This is a genomic window from Pseudidiomarina aestuarii (assembly GCF_003987355.1).
Lineage (GTDB): Bacteria > Pseudomonadota > Gammaproteobacteria > Enterobacterales > Alteromonadaceae > Pseudidiomarina > Pseudidiomarina aestuarii.
The window spans coordinates 985,419-1,007,244 of record NZ_PIPR01000001.1; the positions used below are offsets into that span (position 1 = coordinate 985,419).

The 21,826-nt window shown below is 49.2% G+C and carries 20 protein-coding genes and 5 tRNA genes; 1 reads left to right on the forward strand and 24 read right to left on the reverse strand.

Translation table 11 applies throughout. The features are described from left to right. Nucleotides 1–34 precede the first annotated feature (34 nt). From ppiD to CWE22_RS04635, 14 genes are all read right to left on the reverse strand, one after another. Complete coding sequence (ppiD, locus tag CWE22_RS04570; protein ID WP_169930181.1) at nt 35–1,906, reverse strand: peptidylprolyl isomerase; 1,872 nt, start codon at nt 1,904–1,906, stop codon at nt 35–37. A 105-nt stretch (nt 1,907–2,011) separates the two neighbouring features. Beyond that, a tRNA-Asp gene (locus CWE22_RS04575) sits at nt 2,012–2,088 on the reverse strand. A 7-nt stretch (nt 2,089–2,095) separates the two neighbouring features. After that, entirely contained in the window at nt 2,096–2,368 is a 273-nt protein-coding gene (gene hupB, locus CWE22_RS04580) for a nucleoid-associated protein HU-beta (RefSeq protein ID WP_169930182.1), read from the reverse strand. A gap of 304 nt (nt 2,369–2,672) precedes the next feature. Next, nucleotides 2,673–5,021 carry an endopeptidase La gene (gene lon / locus CWE22_RS04585; protein ID WP_169930183.1) on the reverse strand — a complete coding sequence of 783 codons (2,349 nt, stop codon included), beginning with the start codon at nt 5,019–5,021 and terminating at the stop codon, nt 2,673–2,675. 141 nt (nt 5,022–5,162) lie between these two features. Next, the gene (gene clpX, locus CWE22_RS04590) at nt 5,163–6,443 is read right to left on the reverse strand and encodes an ATP-dependent protease ATP-binding subunit ClpX (protein ID WP_169930184.1); all 1,281 of its coding nucleotides are present in this window, start codon (nt 6,441–6,443) and stop codon (nt 5,163–5,165) included. A 5-nt stretch (nt 6,444–6,448) separates the two neighbouring features. After that, on the reverse strand, nt 6,449–7,066 hold the full coding sequence (gene clpP / locus CWE22_RS04595; RefSeq protein WP_169930185.1) for an ATP-dependent Clp endopeptidase proteolytic subunit ClpP: 618 nt from the start codon (nt 7,064–7,066) through the stop codon (nt 6,449–6,451). A 102-nt stretch (nt 7,067–7,168) separates the two neighbouring features. Further along, nucleotides 7,169–8,470: a trigger factor gene (tig, locus tag CWE22_RS04600; RefSeq protein WP_169930186.1), complete on the reverse strand. Its 1,302-nt coding sequence runs from the start codon at nt 8,468–8,470 to the stop codon at nt 7,169–7,171. Nucleotides 8,471–8,577: 107 nt separating this feature from the next. Further along, a complete protein-coding gene (locus CWE22_RS04605; RefSeq protein ID WP_169930187.1) occupies nt 8,578–9,699 on the reverse strand; it encodes a sensor domain-containing diguanylate cyclase in 1,122 nt (373 codons plus the stop codon). Nucleotides 9,700–9,846: 147 nt separating this feature from the next. Beyond that, a complete protein-coding gene (locus CWE22_RS04610) occupies nt 9,847–10,782 on the reverse strand; it encodes a tetratricopeptide repeat protein (protein ID WP_169930188.1) in 936 nt (311 codons plus the stop codon). Between the two features lie 136 nt (nt 10,783–10,918). After that, a complete protein-coding gene (locus CWE22_RS04615; RefSeq protein WP_169930189.1) occupies nt 10,919–11,983 on the reverse strand; it encodes a tetratricopeptide repeat protein in 1,065 nt (354 codons plus the stop codon). A gap of 77 nt (nt 11,984–12,060) precedes the next feature. Further along, a tRNA-Pro gene (locus CWE22_RS04620) sits at nt 12,061–12,137 on the reverse strand. A 33-nt stretch (nt 12,138–12,170) separates the two neighbouring features. Beyond that, nucleotides 12,171–12,246: transfer RNA gene (locus CWE22_RS04625), tRNA-His, on the reverse strand. A 69-nt stretch (nt 12,247–12,315) separates the two neighbouring features. Next, a tRNA-Arg gene (locus CWE22_RS04630) sits at nt 12,316–12,392 on the reverse strand. A gap of 17 nt (nt 12,393–12,409) precedes the next feature. After that, nucleotides 12,410–12,486, reverse strand: a tRNA-Pro gene (locus CWE22_RS04635). A 269-nt stretch (nt 12,487–12,755) separates the two neighbouring features. On the opposite strand from CWE22_RS04635, the gene folD reads away from it, so the two are divergent. After that, nucleotides 12,756–13,628: a bifunctional methylenetetrahydrofolate dehydrogenase/methenyltetrahydrofolate cyclohydrolase FolD gene (gene folD, locus CWE22_RS04640; RefSeq protein WP_169930190.1), complete on the forward strand. Its 873-nt coding sequence runs from the start codon at nt 12,756–12,758 to the stop codon at nt 13,626–13,628. Here the strand turns inward: folD and CWE22_RS04645 are convergent. The 10 genes from CWE22_RS04645 to CWE22_RS04690 are packed head-to-tail and all read right to left on the reverse strand — an operon-like array spanning nt 13,620 to nt 21,803. Beyond that, nucleotides 13,620–14,348: a TadE/TadG family type IV pilus assembly protein gene (locus CWE22_RS04645; RefSeq protein ID WP_169930191.1), complete on the reverse strand. Its 729-nt coding sequence runs from the start codon at nt 14,346–14,348 to the stop codon at nt 13,620–13,622. The genes folD and CWE22_RS04645 overlap by 9 nt on opposite strands. Beyond that, complete coding sequence (locus tag CWE22_RS04650) at nt 14,348–15,085, reverse strand: type II secretion system protein (protein WP_169930192.1); 738 nt, start codon at nt 15,083–15,085, stop codon at nt 14,348–14,350. Before CWE22_RS04650 ends, CWE22_RS04645 begins: the two co-directional genes overlap by 1 nt. Continuing rightward, nucleotides 15,072–15,308, reverse strand: coding sequence for a hypothetical protein (locus CWE22_RS04655; protein WP_169930193.1), 237 nt, complete (start codon nt 15,306–15,308; stop codon nt 15,072–15,074). The genes CWE22_RS04650 and CWE22_RS04655 overlap by 14 nt, the downstream gene beginning before the upstream one ends. A gap of 3 nt (nt 15,309–15,311) precedes the next feature. Further along, the gene (locus CWE22_RS04660; RefSeq protein ID WP_169930194.1) at nt 15,312–15,752 is read right to left on the reverse strand and encodes a type II secretion system protein; all 441 of its coding nucleotides are present in this window, start codon (nt 15,750–15,752) and stop codon (nt 15,312–15,314) included. Between the two features lie 42 nt (nt 15,753–15,794). Further along, entirely contained in the window at nt 15,795–16,814 is a 1,020-nt protein-coding gene (locus tag CWE22_RS04665; protein ID WP_169930195.1) for a type II secretion system F family protein, read from the reverse strand. Then, entirely contained in the window at nt 16,805–18,247 is a 1,443-nt protein-coding gene (locus tag CWE22_RS04670) for an ATPase, T2SS/T4P/T4SS family (protein WP_169930196.1), read from the reverse strand. The genes CWE22_RS04665 and CWE22_RS04670 overlap by 10 nt, the downstream gene beginning before the upstream one ends. Next, a complete protein-coding gene (locus tag CWE22_RS04675) occupies nt 18,234–18,698 on the reverse strand; it encodes a hypothetical protein (RefSeq protein ID WP_169930197.1) in 465 nt (154 codons plus the stop codon). Before CWE22_RS04675 ends, CWE22_RS04670 begins: the two co-directional genes overlap by 14 nt. Then, the gene (locus tag CWE22_RS04680; protein ID WP_169930198.1) at nt 18,695–19,891 is read right to left on the reverse strand and encodes a hypothetical protein; all 1,197 of its coding nucleotides are present in this window, start codon (nt 19,889–19,891) and stop codon (nt 18,695–18,697) included. The genes CWE22_RS04675 and CWE22_RS04680 overlap by 4 nt, the downstream gene beginning before the upstream one ends. Further along, nucleotides 19,888–21,393 carry a hypothetical protein gene (locus CWE22_RS04685; protein WP_169930199.1) on the reverse strand — a complete coding sequence of 502 codons (1,506 nt, stop codon included), beginning with the start codon at nt 21,391–21,393 and terminating at the stop codon, nt 19,888–19,890. The genes CWE22_RS04680 and CWE22_RS04685 overlap by 4 nt, the downstream gene beginning before the upstream one ends. Then, the gene (locus CWE22_RS04690; protein WP_169930200.1) at nt 21,390–21,803 is read right to left on the reverse strand and encodes a hypothetical protein; all 414 of its coding nucleotides are present in this window, start codon (nt 21,801–21,803) and stop codon (nt 21,390–21,392) included. Before CWE22_RS04690 ends, CWE22_RS04685 begins: the two co-directional genes overlap by 4 nt. Between the last annotated feature and the right edge of the window lie 23 nt (nt 21,804–21,826).

Consider the following 21,826-nt stretch of genomic DNA (forward strand, 5'->3'; position numbering starts at 1 on the left):
GGCGGGCTTTTCATCACTGAGCCATCCAATGGACTTAGTTATTCCGAACTATTTCAATTTCAGCGTCCGCACGTAGCCCCTCAACGAAGGCCATATAAAGCTGTTGGCTGTTACTCGTTTCCAACTGCTCTTGCAGACTAGTTGCCAACTCAGCATCGGGCTCACCCGCAATGACTTCACGCAGTTGCACCACAGCAACATTGCCGTTGTTGAGTGTCGCTGTCGTTACCGTGGTTGCACCTGCAGCTGGTGCCGCCATATCGAACAAAGCTTGCACGATAGCGCGAGGGTGTTCATCAGTACGACGGTTAACAGCATCAAGCAGGGTCAATTCGACGCTCGCTTCACCTGCTCGGAGCTGCTCTGCAATTGCTTCCGCTTGCTCAGATGCAGCGACTTGAGCACGTTCACGGCGTAACTGCGTTGTGACCGTGTCACGAACGTCGTCCAGAGCACGCGTGGAGGCTGGGCGATGCTCAAGAACACGAACAACAACGGACTCTGTATCACTGGTCTCGATTAAGTCGCTATTTAAACCTTCCGCAATAAAGTCGTTGTCAAATACTTGCTGCAACACAGCAGGATGATTCAATGCTGACGGTGCGTTATTACGATTAAACCAATCTGAAGTGCGCACAGTCAGTTGCGTACCCTCTACTGCGGGTTGCAACGTATCTGGCATTTCGAATGATGCCTCTGCGACGCCTTGCTGTAACTCATAGTAACGCTGCTTAACACGCTCATCGCGCAATTCGGCAACGATGTCGTCACGAACTTCCTCAAATGGCGTCACTGAACCTTCTTCACGATCGGTTAACTTAATAATGTGAAAACCAAAAGATGTCTCTACAACGTCGCTCACATCGCCTACGTTTTCTAACGCAAACGCAGCAGCTTCAAAATCTGGATCCATGGTACCCGCTTCAATAAAATCGAGATCACCACCTTGCTCTCCAGAAAAGACGTCATCCGAGTTTGCTTTAGCAACTTCGGCAAAATCAGCTCCATTATTAATTTCAGCAAGCAAAGCTTCTGCTTCAGCTCGAGCATCGGCATTGCCATCTTCCGCTTCAATCAAAATGTGTGAGAAGCGAGCTCGCGCTGCAGTTTCATACTGTGAACGATTACTCTCATACCACTCACGAACGACCGTCTCATCGATTTCAATCGACTCGGCAATAGCACCCGCTTGTAGTGCGACAAACTCCACGCGAACTTGCTCAGGAACCGCAAACCGGTTGAGATTTTGCTGATACCAAGTCTCTACATCAGCATCGGTGATTTCGACTGTATCTAGATAATCCGCCAGCGCGATTTCACGATAGCCACCACTGCGCGATTGATTGACCAGAGCTTGCACTTGCTGTACTTCATCGGCCAATACGAAGTCCGTTTCTAGAATGGACTCAAGTAACTGAGTCCGCGCCATATCGCCACGCATCAATTCAGCGAAGCCATCGACAGAAAAACCGTTTTGTGCCAGTACCATGCGATAGGTTTGGTTATCAAATTGCCCGGCCACTTGAAATGCTGGAAACTCACGGATAGCCGCTTTCACTTGCTCATTCGACACTCGCAAGCCGCGTTCTTGCGCATACTGTTCAACCAATTTCTGGTCGATAAGACGATCCAGAACTTGTTGGCGAAGACGTTGATTAAACGCAGGATCGGCTGATAGTGTTGCGTAAAAATCGCCTAATTGTTGTTGTTGGCGATTGCGCTCATTTTCTACTTCACGGTCGAATTGTGCTTGCGCAATTTCCTCACCGTTGACAATAGCAACAACAGGCTCAGGTTGATTGGTGACGTAGCTTCCAATTCCAAACAACGCAAAGGTCAAAGCCAAGAAAACCAAAATGGCTTTCACGATGAAACTTTGAGACCTCTCTCGAATACTGTCCAACATGTTCTGTTACACCTCGATTTAACTCTACAATTGCGCGGTATTATACCTGCTTGTGCGCTAAAAAAATAACCCGAAGCGAGGCTTCGGGTTATTTTCAACATTCGCTGGCGGAGCGGACGGGACTCGAACCCGCGACCCCCGGCGTGACAGGCCGGTATTCTAACCAGCTGAACTACCGCTCCGCAGGTATTAGTTTACTGAGTCTTTCAGTGCTTTACCGGCTTTGAAAGAAGGTACTTTTGCAGCTGCAATTTGAATAGTCTGACCGGTTTGTGGGTTACGACCAGTGCGAGCAGCACGCTCACGAACGCTGAAAGTACCGAAACCAACTAGAGCTACTTGCTCACCCTTTTTCAAAGCGTCTGTTACTGCTTCGATGAAAGAGTCTAAAGCACGTCCAGCAGCAGCTTTAGAAATCTCTGCTCCCTCTGCAATTTTGTCAACTAACTGAGACTTGTTCACAGTATCATCCCCTTAGATTGTTATTATCAGATTTTGCATGGTTCCATTTGCATATGAATGGCCCAGCGAAGGTTATAACAAGCTTGAACAAACCGTTCAAGCGTTGGCAACAGGTAAGTAGACTACTTAACTCAAACCAGTCACACAAGTGTGGTGGCAGACGAATTCCAATGTTGTTCTGACCAATCACTCTTGCCTTAGGCTACCACAAGAATTTCTATTGAGAACCCTTTTTCACAATTTTTTTGACGAAAGAATGCGGTCTGTAGGCTGATGATGGCCTCGCAGCCCGCATTTTATCGTTTTACGGTGCATTTCCGACCGCCTCAGGGGTCCGTTCGAGTGCAACTTTCAGCACTTCGTCTATCCATTGCACCGGCTGAATCTTCAAATCACCCTTCACATTATCACTGATCTCAACCAGATCGCGCTCGTTTTCCTTAGGAATCAAAACATGCTTGATGCCACCGCGATGCGCTGCGAGTAGCTTTTCTTTCAAACCGCCGATGGCGAGCACTTCTCCGCGCAAGGTAATTTCACCGGTCATCGCCACATCAGCCCGAACCGGGATCTGCGTCAATGATGAAACTAGCGAAGTGACCATAGCAATACCCGCACTCGGACCGTCCTTTGGAGTTGCGCCCTCAGGAACATGCACGTGAATATCACGTTTCTCATGGAAATCATCCGGGATGCCGAGCTTAGCTGCGCGACTACGTACGACCGTTAACGCTGTTTGAATCGACTCTTGCATGACATCACCCAACGAGCCGGTTGAGGTGATTTTGCCTTTACCTGCAACGTTGGTCGCCTCAATGGTGAGTAAGTCACCCCCCACCTCAGTCCAGGCTAAGCCGGTCACTTGTCCAACTTGGTTGTTGTCCTCGGCCTTACCGAAATCAAAGCGTTGCACACCAAGAAAATCACTCAGGTTTTCACCGTTGATTTCCACATGCTTGACGCGCTTATCGAGAACGATTTTCTTCACTGCTTTACGGCAGAGACGAGAAATTTCACGTTCCAGATTCCGCACCCCAGCTTCGCGGGTGTAATACCGAATAATTCCGATAATCGCGTCGTCCTTCACATTAATTTCTTTGGCTTTCAAACCATTACGTTCAATCTGCTTCGGCAGCAAATGGCGCTTCGCGATGTTTAATTTCTCGTCCTCGGTATAACCTGACAAGCGAATCACTTCCATCCGATCCAGTAATGGTGCTGGAATATTCATACTGTTGGAGGTCGCGACGAACATGACATCCGACAGGTCGTAGTCCACTTCCAAATAATGGTCGTTGAAGTTGATGTTCTGCTCCGGGTCTAATACCTCGAGCAAGGCTGACGCTGGATCGCCACGCATATCGGAGGCCATCTTATCGATTTCATCGAGTAAGAAGAGCGGATTACGCACCCCAACCTTCGCCATTTTCTGAATCAATTTACCTGGCATCGAGCCGATGTAGGTGCGACGGTGACCACGAATCTCAGCTTCATCACGCACACCACCAAGTGCCATGCGAATATATTTACGTCCCGTAGCCTTCGCAATCGATTGACCCAATGATGTTTTACCAACACCGGGAGGTCCTACTAAACAGAGGATGGCACCACGCACTTTGCTCGTCCGTTGTTGCACGGCAAGATACTCGAGAATGCGTTCTTTAACTTTCTCCAGACCATAGTGGTCTGCGTCTAGGATTTTTTCAGCCCCCGCCAAATCTTTCTTGATCCGCGAGCGCTTTTTCCACGGTACCGATACCATCCAATCGATATAACCACGGACTACCGTTGCCTCTGCTGACATCGGTGACATCATTTTCAACTTCTGCAGTTCAGCACGAGTCTTCATCTCGGCTTCTTCTGGCATTTTGGCGTCTTCAATCTTCTGTTGTAGCGCTTCAAATTCGTCAGGACCGTCTTCCATTTCGCCCAGTTCTTTTTGAATGGCTTTCATTTGCTCATTCAAATAGTACTCGCGCTGACTTTTTTCCATCTGCTTCTTCACTCGCGTACGAATGCGCTTCTCGACTTGGAGCAGATCAATCTCGCCTTCCATCAACGCCATCAAAAACTCAAGACGTTCGCGTACATCTGTGATTTCTAGCACGCGTTGCTTGTCATTTAGTTTCAGCGGCATGTGCGCTGCCATGGTATCAGCGAGGCGGTCCGCAGCTTCAATTCCAGAGAGTGAAGTAAGGACTTCTGGTGGAATCTTTTTGTTCAGTTTGACATAACCTTCAAACTGATTGATTGCCGAGCGAATCATCACCTCTTCTTCTTTCTCATCCATGCGCTCGGAATCGAGGTAATGGACCAGTGCTTGAAAGTAATCGGGAGACGGCTCGAAATTATCAATCGCTGCGCGCTGCACACCTTCCACTAACACTTTTACCGTGCCATCAGGCAATTTCAGCAGCTGTAGGATAGTCGCAATGGTGCCTATAGTGTGGATGTCGTCCGCTTCTGGTTCATCCACAGTGGCGTCTTTCTGGGCAGCTAAAAAGATTTGCTTATCCGCATCCATAGCGGCCTCTAAGCAGCGGATCGACTTCTCACGACCAACAAATAATGGAATCACCATATGCGGATAGACAACGACGTCACGCAATGGCAATACGGGAATACTCAGGCGTTCAACCCGCTCTTCGCTCATAAACTTCTCCAGGTGGTAACTCTGTGTATGCTTTCTTATCTTACTCCTTAATATGTGGTCCTCCAGCTAAAGTTCAATGTTTTGCACAAAAAAAGGGCCTTATTGGCCCTTTTTGCATGATTTTTGTGCTAACTGGGGGTGCTATTCACCTGCGGCTTGCTTGTCTTTACCTTGATTTTGATAAATCAGGATCGGATCAGACTCACCTTTGATGACAGATTCATCGATCACCACTTTGCTGATATTCTTCAACGATGGTAATTCGTACATGGTATCCAACAACACCGCTTCAACGATAGAGCGGAGACCACGCGCACCCGTTTTCCGTTGCATGGCTTTGCGAGCTATGGCACGTAAAGCATCTTCTCGGAACTCCAATTCCACGTCTTCCATTTCAAACAAGGCATTGTACTGTTTGGTTAATGCATTTTTGGGTTCACGCAGAATTTGTACTAAAGCGTCTTCGTCCAACTCGGTCAGTGTTGCTAATACTGGCAAGCGCCCGATAAATTCTGGAATCAGACCGTACTTCACCAAATCTTCAGGTTCGACTTTGGCTAAGGTTGCACCCTCGCCGTCAGACTTCTTACTCTTCACTTGCGCACCAAAGCCAATGCCAGTGCCAACGCTGATCCGCTGTTCGATAACTTTATCTAGACCAGCAAATGCGCCGCCGCAGATAAACAAGATTTTCGAGGTATCGACCTGCACGAACTCTTGCTGCGGGTGCTTCCGACCACCTTGGGGTGGCACTGCTGCTACCGTACCTTCAATCAGTTTCAGTAGCGCTTGTTGCACCCCTTCACCCGATACATCGCGAGTTATCGAGGGGTTGTCTGATTTGCGTGAAATCTTGTCAATTTCATCAATGTAGACGATGCCACGTTGCGCCTTTTCGACGTCGTAATCACATTTCTGCAGCAGTTTCTGGATGATATTTTCAACGTCTTCACCCACGTAACCCGCTTCGGTCAATGTGGTCGCATCAGCCATAGTGAACGGAACATCGAGGAAACGCGCGAGCGTTTCTGCTAGGTAAGTTTTACCTGAACCGGTTGGACCAATCAGCAAGATGTTACTCTTGCCCAACTCGACATTCTCTTTACCTTTACTACTATTATTGTGGAGCCGCTTGTAATGGTTGTACACGGCGACCGCCAGTACCTTTTTCGCCAAATCTTGACCGATCACATATTCATCTAAGTGTTCCCGAATTTCCTTAGGCACCGGTAATTGGTCACTTGAGGCTTGCGGCGCGATATTCTGAATTTCTTCATGCAAAATATCGTTACACAGCTCGACACACTCATCACAAATAAATACGGACGGCCCAGCAATCAGTTTACGAACTTCATGCTGACTCTTGCCACAAAAGGTACAGAATAATGGCTTATCGCCATCGCCTTTGGTTGTGTCCGTCATTCGATTTAGTTTCCTTCTCGCTTGGTCAGAATGCCATCAACTACGCCGTAATCGACAGCCTCTTGAGCACCCATGAAATAGTCACGGTCAGTATCTTTCGCTACTTGCTCATAATCTTTGCCGGTATTCTCGGCCAACATGCGGTTCAGCTTCTCTTTGATATCCAAAATTTGCCGCGCATGAATTTCAAAGTCAGACGCTTGCCCTTGGAATCCGCCAAGTGGTTGATGAATCATCACTCGAGAGTTAGGCAGACAATAGCGCTTACCTTTTTGGCCACCCGCCAATAAGAACGCGCCCATACTTGCCGCTTGCCCCATACATACCGTACTGACATCTGGCTTAATGAATTTCATCGTATCATAAATAGCCATGCCTGCGGTGACCACGCCACCGGGCGAGTTGATGTACAAGTAGATATCTTTATCTGGATTATCAGACTCAAGGAACAATAACTGAGCCACAATCAAATTGGCCATGTGTTCTTCCACTTGGCCACAACAAAAAATGACACGCTCTTTGAGCAAGCGCGAGTAGATGTCGTACGAACGCTCTCCCTTTGAAGTTTGTTCGACCACCATAGGGACCAAAGCGGCCATTGGTGCAGACGTCAACTCTGACATAATTACAACTCCTGAAATAAAAAATGGCTCGTATAAGATATACGAGCCATTAAACCAAGTTGATCTAGAGCCCGTCAATGTTCTTCGACGGTTCTCGTAAACTTACTTTTGCTTCGGATTCATCAATTCGTCGAATGTTGCTTTCTTTGCCTTCACTTTCGCTTGGCTCAGAACAAATTCAATCGCTTGGTCTTCCAGGGCAACATTGCGAACTTGTTGCATCAATTCTTCGTTGCCTTTGTAGTAAGCAACCACTTCAGCTGGATCTTCGTAGGCAGAAGCGTTGGTTTCGATAATCTCATCGACCTTCGCAGAATCAACTTTCATTTCGTTACTACGAATCACTTCGCCGAGTAACAAACCAACCTTTACGCGCTCTTTCGCTTGTTCTTCAAACAAGTTTGCAGGCAATTCAGGTAAGTTCGCTTGTTGACCGCCAAAACGCTGCATGGCTTGACGACGCAAGTTGTCGATTTCTTGATCAACCATTGCTTTCGGAGTATCTACTTCATTCGCTTCAACGAGGCCCTTGAGCACTTGCTCTTTGACTTTGCTACGAACCGTAGTTTTCAACTCACGTTCCATATTTTTGCGAACTTCAGCTTTCAAAGCCTCAATGCCGCCTTCTTTCACACCAAATAGCGCAACGAATTCGTCATTAATTTCTGGCAGCTCACGCTCTTCAACTTTCTTCGCTGTGATCACAAACGACGCAGCTTTCCCTTTCAGGTTTTCCGCGTGGTAATCTTCAGGGAACGTGACTTCGATGGTTTTCTCTTCACCGGTTTTCATGCCGATAATTTGGTCTTCAAAACCAGGGATCATGCGATTTTCGCCGAGTTCTAGCGCGAAATCAGAAGCTTTGCCGCCGTCGAATTCTTTACCGTCAATAGAGCCGACGAAATCAATCGTGATACGATCTTTCTTCTTCGACTTCTTCTTGACTTCTTTCCAGCCAGCGTGTTGCTGACGCAAAGTTTCAAGCATGTTATCGACGTCTTTCTCGGTCACTTCAACAGTAGGCTTTTCGATGGTGATTTTATCCAACGCACCAACTTTGACCTCTGGGTATACTTCGAAAGTCGCAACGAACTCCAGGTCTTTACCTGCTTCATTTACTTTTGGTTCGATCGCAGGGTTACCGACTGGGTTCAATTTTTCTTGCATGACCGCTTCGTAATACTTGGTGTACATCATGTTCGATGCGGCACGTGCATGCGCTTCTTTGCCAAACAGCTTCTGTAACACGTTTGGTGGCACTTTGCCTTTGCGGAAGCCATTGATACGACGGTTGCGGTACTCTTCTTTGAGCAAACGCGTGACTTCTTTCTCAATTGCTTCGGCCGGCACTACGATAGTCGCACGGCGCTCTAATCCTTGGGTTGTCTCTACAGAAACCTGCATTGCTTTGTTACCTCGGCTTCACTTGTGGCCTGAGCCCACTACCATTCGGGGGCCCTTCAAAATGACGCAGCATTATAACGAAGCGACTGGGGGGAGTCGAGTATAAATTACACCGTGATGAGCGCGGAACAATCGCGCCCATGATGTTTGGCTTGGTAGACAGCTTGGTCAACAATTCGCAATAAGCTATCAACATCGTCTTCCGTGCTGGGAATTAAACTGGCAATACCGATACTTACCGTCACCGGCCGCTCAATTTCGCCGGTATCTTTGAGGGTACGGACGCATTCAAGGATTTTCTTTGCGCGCTCCTGAGCTTCACTCGGAACACATTGCGGCGACACCACAAAGAACTCATCGCCACCGTAACGCGCAACCACCTCGCCACTGCGCTTAAACACTTGTCGAAACACTCTCGCGACAGCCTTCAACGCTTGATCACCAGCAACATGGCCACTGACATCGTTAAACGACTTAAAATGGTCGACATCGATCATAAAAACAGTCAAACGCTGGGCATTGCGTCGCGCTCGCTGCAATTCCTGCCGGAGTGCTTCGTCCAACCCGCGCCGATTCACTAACCCGGTCAAGCCATCCTCTCGTGCCAGCTGCGCCAAACGTTGATTTGCCAACCGCAACTCAGCTTCGGTTTTGCGTAGTTTAGCCTCGGAGCGTTGGCGAGCAATCGTATTGGCAATTAAGTCCGCCACCAATCGCATTTGCCGTACATCAATATCACTCCAGTGCACTTGTCGATTCACCAAATCACAGCCGACAAAACCAAGCAATTGGCCTTCTAGAAACATACCAACAGCCATCATGGAACGAATGTGCTCACGCGCTAACTCTTCCTGAAAGCCAACTGCGGCGGGCGGCAGCTCCGATAGCGAACTGACCACCACTTGTCCCTGCTGTAGCATCTGATCAAAAAACCACGGCATGGCATCGCGCGGAACATCCTGTAACTCGTCAATGTGTGCACTGATCTCAGTATTCACCCATTCATGCGTATTCGACATGGTGCTGTAATCGTCATTGAACAGGAATACATAACACCGATCTTTACGATCACCATGACCTAAAGCTGCAAGTGCTTGCGAAATATGTTGTTCGGTTTTCTCAAACGGACAGTTGATCAATTGGGCACTGATTTCAGAAATCAAAAGACCGAACGATTCTGCTGAATCGCTCGGTCTTAGTTGCGTTTTAGTGATGGACTTTAAGTCCACGGAGTCCTGTTTACACGGCATCGACACTGATATTTACACACTTATTGTTATCGGCATACAGTTACAGACATGCGCTCATTAATTAACCGAAGTATACCGAGCCATGAATTACATTGTAAATATTTTATTGCTTGTCGATATTTTGTTTTAGAAATGCGCTTTGCGCAATATAACACCTAACGCAGTTGCTGCAGGGCTTCCGTAGGCGGGATACATCGCACCGCACATAGCAAAGCCTTGTCCACACACTTGACCTCGAATATTTGTGCCTGTCGACCGGCCAGTATAAATATTCATATTGTCTAGAGTAGAAGCTAATTCACCGATATAACTCTCCATCGTGATACGAGTACCGGACACGCTAATACGCTCCACGTTTTGGTATGGGCTGGATTCAGATTGCAGCGCAGTGACTGTCTGTTCTTGAATTGCTTCCGATTCAACTAACGAAGCCAAGCGTTCGCGGCTCTCTTTGTAGTTGAAGCGACTTAATTTGCCAAATAAGATAGCTGCGCGGTCCGCATCAGCAGGAACTCCAACTCCCGCAGCGAGCAACTGGGCCAACAGATATTGTGAAGGCTGATGATTTTGTTTTGCTGCTCGCTCTAACCATTGAACAACCTTTTGGTTTGTGCCGCCCTCAAGGTTGAGGTTTCGTACTGCTTGCTCAAACAACGCAGACGGATGGTCTTGACGCAATGCTCGTTGAAAGGCGTACTCAGCTTCAACTAAATCGGCATCGACACTGATCCCCTTCTTTAACCAGTTCGAATAGATATACCAAGCACGTGGATCATTATTGCGCAGTGCTCGTTTCAAATGTTGCCGCGCAAGATCGAGGTTTTGCTCAAGGCCTTCACCATTGGCATATGCCAACGCAACAATCACTTGCGCATCCGGGCTGCCATTGAGAGAAAACTTAACGAGACGTTTCATATCTTCGCTGCATTGTGCCGAACGACATTCAGTCTCTGCCCAGTCATTGGTATTCAGTATTTCTTGAGCAAATACGGAGGTACTAAAGCTAACAACGAGTGCTAATAGTAGAAAGGTACCGCAAGTTAGATAGGTCTGAGTTTTCATCGTCAATCGCTCTTTTTGTTGAATTCACAAAAAATATTGACAATTTTTTAATAAAAATCAAGTTTTAAATGCTTTTATAACAAAAAAGTCGACTTTTCAGCCGACTTTTTCAATAGCACTTGTTTAACACGAAATATTACAGCGAAGGATAGGCTCTTCCTAACAGGGCTCCTAGCGCTGTCGTACCTGCATTACCGCGGTCACCAGCGGTGTAGATTACATTACATTTAGAGACACCTTGGCCACAAACTTGACCACGAATATTCGTGCCTGTCGAACTCCCGTCATAGAGATTCACACCACTGAGCACATCAACCAACTCACTCACATATTCTTCGGTGGTAATTCGCGCTCCTGACACTTCAATAACTTCGACGCCATTTTCGTAACCTGATTTCGCATAAAGATCGACCTCGATCATAGCTTCAGTATTTTGACTAGTCTCAAGATCAGCCATGACTGCGTCATAGCGAACTCCACTCTCGCGATAGTTCCAACGTTTCAGTTCAGAAAACAACTTCGCGGCACCAACCAAATCTTCTGGGGTACCTACGCCACCAGCTTTTAATTGAGCCAGCAAGTATTTCGCGGGTAAGTCATGCCGCTGTGCTGCGCGCTCCAGCATCTCGACCGCTTTACTGTTGTCACCACCATCAAAATTCAATTCGCGCACCGCAAGTTCATAAAGCGCTTGCGGTGAGCCTCTGCGTGCAGCGCGCTGCAATGCGTATTCGGCCTCTACACGGTCCTCTTCAAACCCGCCTGCGCCCTGACGCAACCACTGCGAGTAGATGTACCAAGCGCGCGAGTCTTTCTGTTGTAAAGCGCGCTTCAAAAATTGCCGAGCACGGTCAGGATTCGCTGGCAGACCATCACCGGTCGCGTATGCAACGGCAGCAATAACCTGTGCGTCGCTACTGCCGTTCAGGGCAAACTCCACCAGTTCTTGCATATCTTTACTACAGGTTGCTGACGTGCAGTCGGACTCGACCACTTCAAAGGTTGGGATCTCATCCTCTTCAAGGAGTTCAGGTGAAGTTTTGATTTTTAAATATTGAGCGCCCCAATTGCTTGGCTGGAACTGTCCCGTTGGTGCGGTTACTTGACCTGGATTCACAGTTTCTTGAGCCAACGCCAAAGGACTCGCAGCCAGACTAAAGAAACTAGCAAGCAATAAGGGTTTCAGGGTAAACGTACGCATAACAAACTCCAGCAATTTACGGTTGTGTAAATAACTATCGGTTAGTTTGTTAAAAAGATCAACAAGTGCTGAAGAAATGGTCGGCGAGACTGGATTCGAACCAGCGACCCCTTGTACCCAAAACAAGTGCGCTACCAAGCTGCGCTACTCGCCGACAATCAATATGTGGGAAATTACTCGAGAAAAATGGGGTGGCTGATGGGGCTCGAACCCACGACCACCGGAATCACAATCCGGGGCTCTACCAACTGAGCTACAGCCACCACAACTTCGTGGTGAAGTTATTGCTATCAGACGCTGACAATCAGCACCTAGAAATGCCAGGGCAAACATGGCGCACCCGGCAGGATTCGAACCTGCGACCCACGGCTTAGAAGGCCGTTGCTCTATCCAACTGAGCTACGGGCGCATAGCTACGCTCGAAAATGGTCGGCGAGACTGGATTCGAACCAGCGACCCCTTGTACCCAAAACAAGTGCGCTACCAAGCTGCGCTACTCGCCGACAATTCCGATAAACCCGTGCAGGACGCGGCCTGACAACGGGGGCGAATATTACCTGTCTCGCCCCACAGCGTCAAACATTTTTTTGTCGATAGCTGCCAACTGCTGCTTTTTAAATCAATCACAAAGACTCGTCAAAAACTACAGCACGAGGGTTGCATGGATTACGACTACACCAACTCGCAAAAACGTGCGAAAATATGCAGCCATCGAGAACGGTTCACTAGCCCGTTAGCCTGTTTATTTACACCTTAAAAGGAAAGTTCGTCTATGACCGCTCAACGCATCGATGGCAAAGCTGTAGCCGCACAAGTTCGTAATGAGGTAAAGGAACGTGTTGCAGCGCGTCAACAAGCCGGGCTGCGAGCGCCCGGACTGGCGGTAGTTCTGGTAGGAGCAGATCCTGCTTCCCAAGTTTACGTTGGTAGTAAACGTCGAGCTTGTGACGAAGTTGGTTTTGTTTCCAAAGCGTTTGATTTACCTGCGACGAGTACGCAAGTTGAGCTTGAACAGCTGATTGACCAGCTCAATGCCGATCCTGAAGTCGATGGTATCTTGGTGCAATTACCGCTACCACAAGGATTGGATGCACAGGCGCTTCTCGAACGCATTCATCCGTTCAAAGATGTCGATGGCTTTCATCCGTTCAATATGGGCCGTCTCGCCCAACGCAATCCGGCCTTACGTCCATGCACACCACGCGGCGTCATTACGCTATTGGACTCTATTAAGCTGGATTTACACGGTAAAAACGCGGTCGTTGTGGGCGCTTCCAACATTGTCGGTCGGCCAATGGCATTAGAGTTGTTGCTGGCTGGTGCAACGACGACCATCTGTCATCGTTTCACAACAGACTTGCAAGCACACATCGAGCGAGCTGATGTACTCGTAGTAGCCGTCGGCAAGCCAAACTTTATCCCCGGTTCTTGGGTCAAGCCCGGTGCGGTCGTTATTGATGTAGGTATTAATCGGCTTACTAATGGAACACTCGTCGGTGACATCGAATTTGAACCCGCAGCCAGTCGTGCTTCCTACATAACTCCTGTTCCAGGCGGTGTTGGCCCGATGACAGTGGCAACGTTACTACAGAACACCTTGCAGGCCTGCGAGACTTGGCATGCACCTGCACCGACCTCAGAATAAATCGGTCACAGGCGGTCCAACGAGATCGCTTAGCATCGGTCCTCGAATATGGTGGGTCAGTACCCAATAGGGCGTATCCGTCATCGCAGTTCGCGTACGACAAAATTGTTGAGCTGCACTCAACTGCCATTCTGACCATGCGGCTAAAACTTGTGCCGCCAGCGGAACTTGCAACGGAAAGCACCACCACACTTCAATTTCAAGTTGTTGAGCTGCAAGCCAGTCTTGCTGTTCCGACCGTTCGATAGTTTGGGCGCGAGCGTCTAAATGATCATTCGGTATAACCCAGCGCCATTCGCCATGAATGCGACGTTGCTCGCCAAACTTCTTGAACTGTGCAGGTGTTGCGTGACGGATCGCAATTCGTCCAGCCACTTTCACATGCAACTGTTGTCGAGCCGCGGCAATTACATGAGTCTTTTGAAAATCCGCTGGCTTCGGTGCCTTGCTGAAATCGAAATCCAAATTCGCCAATGTGGTTGGATCGATTGTCGCCATCGCTGCCGCCAAAGTTCGCTCGATCGCTTGGCGTTCGCCCTGATGGAGAACACCCGCTCGTAACGCGTAGCTCGAACCGACTGCCAATGTTTGTCCCGCCCAGAACAACCATACGATTTGCACCCATAAACAGGCAAATAAGACTATGACGGGCAGCGCTAACAAACTCTCCACCATCACCATGCCAGTTTGTCGGCCTCGTTGCACAGAGCTTTGGGGCATCAGCGACAACCACCGTTGGCCACACACTGATCCCACAGTTGCTGTAATTGCTGTAGTTGATTTCGAAGGGTGTAATAGCTGCCATCGAGGGTATTGAACGTCTGTGTCTCAATGTGTTCGGCAGTGAGCCACGTGCCGGTAAGATTGCGCACTAACATTCTGTCGGCTTGTACCTGATCGACAGTAATATCAGTCGCCTCGACAGTGCCGACTTGACGGATATCGTGTGCTGAAAAGTCAAGGTGAGTAGCGAGCTGATTGAGCTCTGGAATGTCCGTACGTGGAACGCGATGTACATATCGTGCGGCGTGAATATCTGAGATTGGCTGCCAAATCATTAGACTAACCGTATGATGCTGCACGACGACCGACGATAGTTGCGTCTTTAACCATTGCGCCTCACCGACTGAAGGCGCCTGAATTTGCAGAGCTAGCAAGCGACTATTGACGTTATTAGTTGCATTGAACGACCACGGACGTCCCCAGGGCGATTGAATCGTTGGGAGGTAACCAGTAGCCTGCAACTGTTCGACTGATTCAGGCGCTACGCCTGTTTGAAACCAATATTGGCGAGTCGCTTCCATCAATACTTCTGTATCCGCTAGCCATTTGGCTTGTCCACCCAGATTGGTCGGAGATCGCGAAAGCCATTGTCCAAATAACAGCAATGCTGAGCCAATCAACGCCAACGCGATAATCAATTCAAATAGAATATAACCACCTCTAATTTTCATCATTGCTACCCTGCAAAATTGCTACCGCCCGACTTTGCCTCAACAAGCGTAGTTGCCAAGCAATGAGCACTGGACTGTCGTTCACGTGGGTCATTGGCCGCTGTACGACAAAGTGATAGTGCCACTGCAATGCCAGTAACATCGTCGTTGCAAACAAGCTCAGCACCGCTACTGCAATCAGAAGCTCTGCAATAACAAAGCCAGATAGCTGAGCTGAGCTTTTCATGACTTAACCTTGGAAGCGTAATGTGAGCGTGCCTGAGTCATACACCGCACTCAGTGCATGTTCACCAAAATCTCTGGCGACGCGGGCTCCCTCGGCTTCTTGCCCAATGCCAGTCATTGCAATCACATAACGGGATGGATCGGAACTATCAGCCGTCACCGTAATATTTCCACCCCACGGATTGAGTCCGACTCCATCGAGCCAATTCTCCGGGACGGCGGCAATACCTGACATAGATTCCAGAGTAATCCCCGTATACAAACCGCTGCTAGGTCGCCAAATCTGGGTGCCCAGCTGAATGGTCACAATCTGACTTTTTGCCTCATTAATTCGCGAGTTACCTACGGCCCAATCCCGCGCAACCAATGAGCCAATGGTTGCTAGCGCAATAATGGATAACACCGTTAATACTTCTATAAATGTAAATCCCTGTTGCTTGTTCATCGAACACTCCTTGTTGTTAATCTATCTAATTTTTCCCTGCTTTCATGACAGCGATTGTTGGGTAGTGACCATTAACATGGCTCCCATGCCACCCACCACGAGAACCAACAGCACAAAAATTAATCCGTAACAGCAACTCAGCATTAACACCCGTAGTCGCGACAACGCCTGTATTGCATCATGGCTCGCATAATCCGCCACCCGCTGTAATGTAGACAGTTCATCCTGACGCCCCCCATTACTGAGTCGAAATAACATCCGCGGAGACAGCAACTGCACATCGAATAGGATTCCTAATCGTCGCTCTCCAGCTGCAAGCCGTTGCCGCATCAATGTCACTACCTCGCACAGTGGATGCTTCGGTACCGACTGCATAGCCCGCAAAGCTCGGTCCAAATTACCCCCACCACGCATTAACACACTCACTGTTTGCAGCAGCAACACCGCACGAAAATAGCGCTGAATAACAAACGCACCGACACTCACAAGTGGCTGAGCAACCTTGCCTCGAAGTGAAATCCCAGGCGGTAGCCCCCAAGCAAATACGATCAATCCACTCAGTATCACCATCAACAACACCAGCCAGCTACCCTCGCTCAATTCAACCAACCACACACTGAACAATGGCCATTGCAATTCCGGCACCGAATTTGCCAATTTCATGACTACATTCTGACCGATGAACTTTACTGCTATCATCGCAACCACGACCATAACGGCCGGATAAGCCAGCGGCTTCCAAAAGGCTTGTTGGGCTGTTCGTCGTTGTTGCTCAAATCCTTTTAACTGCGTAATCAAATTTTCAAGAACACCACTTCGCTCACCGACCGCAACCAACATACATAAATCGGAATCAAAATGAGCCTGCATAGCAAAGACCAAGGGCTGTCCCTGATTCAATGCAGCGAGAAATTCGCTGGCAACTTGTCGTTCTTGTCGCAGACGCTGCTGAGCCGCATTTTCAGAGATTTCCCGAACAATTTGAATGGGACTCAAACCATCACCTAGCCCAACCGCAAAGTCTTCCAGAAAAGCTAATTGCCGATCGCGAGCTAAACGCATGACGTCTCCTCAACTGAGCGCTGATGAGATACTAAAATGGGTTGAGTTGAGGCGAGTGACGGCCACCCTCGCGTCACCAAGATCCGCTGACACTCCGCTAAATTTTCATGCCGAATAGCGGCACGAAGAAAATCATCCAGACACAGCAACTCGCCCCGCCAACGCCGACCCGTTACCCCTGAACCTAAGCAACGTGTGCAGGTTGTGTCCATTTTCCCTGCGGCTTCAATACCCTCTTCAATACCCTGGCAAGCATGGCACAGAATAGGCTCGAGACGCTGGGCCAAAATCCCCTGCAAAACGCCCGGTTGCGCCAGCATCGAACCTGACACCCCCAAATCCAGAAGTCGCTGAATGACCCCAAGACAATCGTGTGCATGCACCGTTGCTGAAACTAAGTGACCGGTCAAAGCCGCGGTATAAGCAGCTTTTGCTGTTGCGCTATCGCGAATTTCGCTAATCGAAATAACATCAGGATCCTCTCGTAACGCCACCTTAACCATGTTGGCGAAATTTAATTCTGGATGATCAGCGAGCACCGGCTTTTGTTCGATCTGCGGTTGAATAATCTCAATCGGATCCTCTAATGAGATGACTTTATGCGCAGCAGGAATCACCAAGTTCATTGCCGCCAAGGTCGTTGACTTCCCCTGCCCAGTGGGTCCAGCAACTAATATCAAACCATGCCCAGTGCGGATCATCGTGGACAGGCTCTCGACCATATCTATGGGCATCCCGAGTTCAGCCAAACTCTTTATCGTTTGTTGCTCATACTGCAATCGCATCGTCACCGCAAACCCAGATCGTGTCGGTGACTTCTGTACTCGCAATCGCAACGACTTAGGTTGTTCATCATGTACCACCGTCAAACTAATACTGGCACTCGACAGACGCTGTTCGTCAAAAAGTTCATGAAAATCATCAGAGCGTGTGTTCAACGCCGCCGCAATTGCAGCCGCTAGCACTTCTCGACCGCGTTCCACTCGGCTGACCAATCGACCGTGCACACGAAAGGCCAAAGTTGCCACGCTCGGCTGAAACACTAAATGGATATCAGAAGCCTGCAGTTGGATAGCTTGAACAACTAGGTCTTCAAGTGCTTGCTGCGCTCGCGTCTGGTCTAAAACGACCGCAGACTCGGTTTGCCGCTTCACCTTTCTGAGATCATCAGCATCATGCAACAAGTTTCGAATCACATGCTCAGGTTCCACCGAGCGATATCGAAATCCTGATGTTTGAAGCTCCATCAAGCACATTAAATTGACTAAGGTTTGTGGCTGACTGCCCCAGGCAACGACTGTGCTAACTAGCCAGCCATCCTGACTACACAGTGCAAAGACCGGCTGTTCTTGCTCTGCCAACGCTAAGCAGTAATCGAGCAGTTGCAGATTCACTTGATGAGCGGCAAAGCCAACGTGGTCAGTAGTGTTCATGTAGTAACTCCAACTGATAGGTGGCTTTGCCTATAGAGACGCTCAAACGATCATCGTCGCGTTTAACCAGCAAACCAGCACTGTTGGCGATACCATCCCAAACACGGACAATCCGCTCATCGACACGTAAGAGGTAGCGCAACTGCCCCTGTCGTTCAGTCCAGCCGATCAATGCGACCTGAGTGGTTTCCGATTCGGTAGCAGCGGATTGTTTCGCTGCTGTGGAAGGTTGTTGTAACTGACGTATCGCAGACTCTGCCTCTGCGACTTGTAATTCGTAGTGCAGTTGTTTCGCGCGAGAAGCGGCAGAACGCTCTTGTAGTTCCTGCAAACGCAGTTGCTTGAGGATCTCGGTTCCGGTTTCAATCTGCTGTGCTTGCGCCGTTGGCTGCCACAAACATGCAATGCCAACGAGGAGTATGTATGCGTTGATACGCCCAGTGATGATCATAGGTCTGCCTCCTGCAGATGTCTCGGTAGCCAATAAAAACGCAATCTCATCGTTAGTTCCTGTCGCGCTTCGAACCAACGATACTCGAGTAATCGGCCTGGCAATGCTTGCAATGCCTGTGCAAACTTCCGATCTAAACCTGCCGCATCGGGTAACCATTCCAATTGATATTCTTGCCATTGGAGTTTGTCGACTGCTGGAGCACCGACCCGCTGCCATTGAATGTGTTCAGCCCAGTCATTCAGCAGGGCTTCAAGTGCATCATTGGCGTGCTGCTGATCACTAACGAGTTGTTGCGGCGTCATCGTCACCTTATGCTCAAACCGTGTTCCCAAGCGCGCACTTGTGGCATCGCCACTCACCACGAGTGGTGTTTGCTGACGTAACTCAGACACCGAACCATAAGTTGATCGCATCACTATCGTCCAAGTCCCAGCGGCTAGGGTCGCCTCCTGAAATTGCCAACCTGCAATCAAATTCGCTTGATCTTGATAAGTCAGCAGTTGCTCAAGGTGAGATAGCGGTACTCCCTCAATCTCGTACAAATAGGACTGGATACGCGGTGCACTGACTTGCCGTTCCGGCCAGAACCACCACGACGTCCCAGCGGCAATACTGACAACAACCGCAAAACTGAACCAGAGTCGTCTGCGTCGTTGCCAAGGCAATGGTTCACTGAAAGGACGTAGTAACGCGTTCGTTGCTGTTTGTTTCCCTGCGGGTTTATTCAACCACTGGGAGGAGCACGCATAGTCTCTGACAAAATCATTGAGCGACGGATCCGAGGGCACATCCAATAACACATGCGCGTCACTTAATTCCCAGGACTCGGTCCATTCACGCAAGCGCTCCTTCATCCAAGCAACGTCCGTTTGCTGTTGCTTGACAGACAGACTCACCACGAGTTTATGCTGATACCAAATAACGACATGAATCTGTTGGGAATACTCCGTAACGGCGATCACATGAGGTAGTTGGGGATACTGCAAGCGCAATTCATGGGCGTAATCATAAACGCGTTGGTGTGCGCCTACCTGAGCACAACTGAGCCAATAGTAAGAGCCACTGGGAACCACTGAATAGTGTGTGAATTGCCATTGTTGAGCGCTTCGTAACAGGGCTACGACCCGACCTTTCGAAGTGCAACATTGACGCCAACAATGGGCTCTGGACTCTTTCACTGCTGGAGTCATAGGTTCGCTCGCTTAACAATTCGCGGTGTCAACAGCACCAAAGTTTCCGAGTGCCGTTGCTGCTGAGCGTGTCCGCCACCGAGCAATGTACTCAGCCAACTCTTTTGTTCAAGCCACTGCTCACGTTCATTCCGCAGTCCACTCAGCAACAGCGTCTGACCATTTTGAATCAGTGCTTTCATAAAGAATTTTTTGCGTTTGGTGTGCGGTGTTTGAATTAACTGTTGGCCCGATCGAACCTCATCGATGCGTTCCAAATCCGACAATTCCGTCGACAGTTGTAGAATCACTTCATCGTCACCGATACTCGGCAATACATAAAGCTCGAAACCAGTGGTGACTACACCAGGTTCCAATAACTCGGTTGTCCCCACATTTGCGGTTGCGGTGGAGCCTGCTGCGGCTAAGTAGGTGGCATTGTCTTCAAGTAGAATCTTGGCAATCTGATTGTTCAATGACACCACCCGCGGATGATTATTCATACGAACCAGTCCTTGCTGTTCCAAGGCCTCCAGAAATACCTTCGAGCCAGCAGCACGCCCCTGTTGTTGCTGCCATGACAGTTGCGCACCGTCCGCACCACCAATGCCCGATATTGCCGCCGAAGTGAGCCCCAAAACACCCTCGCCACCGGCGGTCTTCAGCAGCGCCTGCCAGTCTACCGAGAACTGCTCTTCATCAGTAAAGGTCACATCCAAAATTTGAACCTCAATGGCCACTTGTCGAGTGAGCCGTTCATTTTGCTGATCTAAATAGCGTTCAATCGACGCGACATGGTGGGGGTAGTCGCGAACCAATACCGACGTCGAGCTTTGATTAATAGAGAGCTGCCCAGCTTCTGATAGTAACAAGCGCAATGCGCGATCTAAGTCAGTCCATACCGACAATGCGGAGCTACTGAAATTGAGAAATTGCTCATTGGTCGAGTTTAGCGATTGCACGGGTAAGTTGGCGTTACGTTGCGATGTGCCGCTCTGCTGTCCCTTATTACCGAGAAAGAAATTGGTATCGCCGGTGAGAAAGGCTACATCAAATTCAGCAACCCGAAATTCACTGACTGCGATACCATCGTCATCCGTCTCAATATGCCACCCGGTCGAACGTTCGAGCGCTTGAATAAATTCACCAACAGTCCGAGTCGTTGGAGTCGACACTAAGGCATCGGCCAGGCGTGGGGTAAGAAATTGATAGGACAGAGCAACAGGCGTGAGGACTTCTGCTAGCGCAATGTGTGCTGGTACATCACTAAAACTGCTGGACTGCGGCTGGCTAAACCAACTCGGTTGGTCATGACGAAGCGGCGCTAAGGGCGGTACATAGAACTGCTCGGACTCGGTGATGCGACTCGTAGTTAGCGTAGAGTCCCCACTCTGTTGCAAATGTTCCAATTGTGCGAGCATGACCTGATGACGACGCTCATTGGTGAGGTCACTGCTGTCTGCGAGTTGCGGGACCGCGCACCCCACTAAAAGACCGCTGAACAAAGCGAGGATGTATCTCATAGCGAGGCACGCTGTGACTGCTGATAATCAACAACAGCGGTATGGTTTGCGTGCAGGGTAACTCGTAATTGATAGGGCTCAAGCATTTGCTGCAATAATTGTCGCCAGGAGGCTCCACGCAGCAGATAAACGGTTGGCCACAAGTGTTGCGTAGACGCCCGCCACTCGATCGCTTGCACGCCAAATTGCTCGCGCAAGAGTAAATCCAGTTGCGGTTTTAACAGGCCATCGTGAAGCTGCAATGAGACGTCGGTGTCTGCTGCCGATGGGGGTGTCAGTGTTTGCTCAGTCACTGGCATCAAGTGAGGGTCAGCGCTGATATCAAAATCAGCGCATTCTGTCGCTTGCGTGGAAAATGGCAGCCCTACGCTGAGGACACCACTACAGAAAAGAACACGAATGAAAGCCATTGCACACCTCCTTGTTGTTTTTA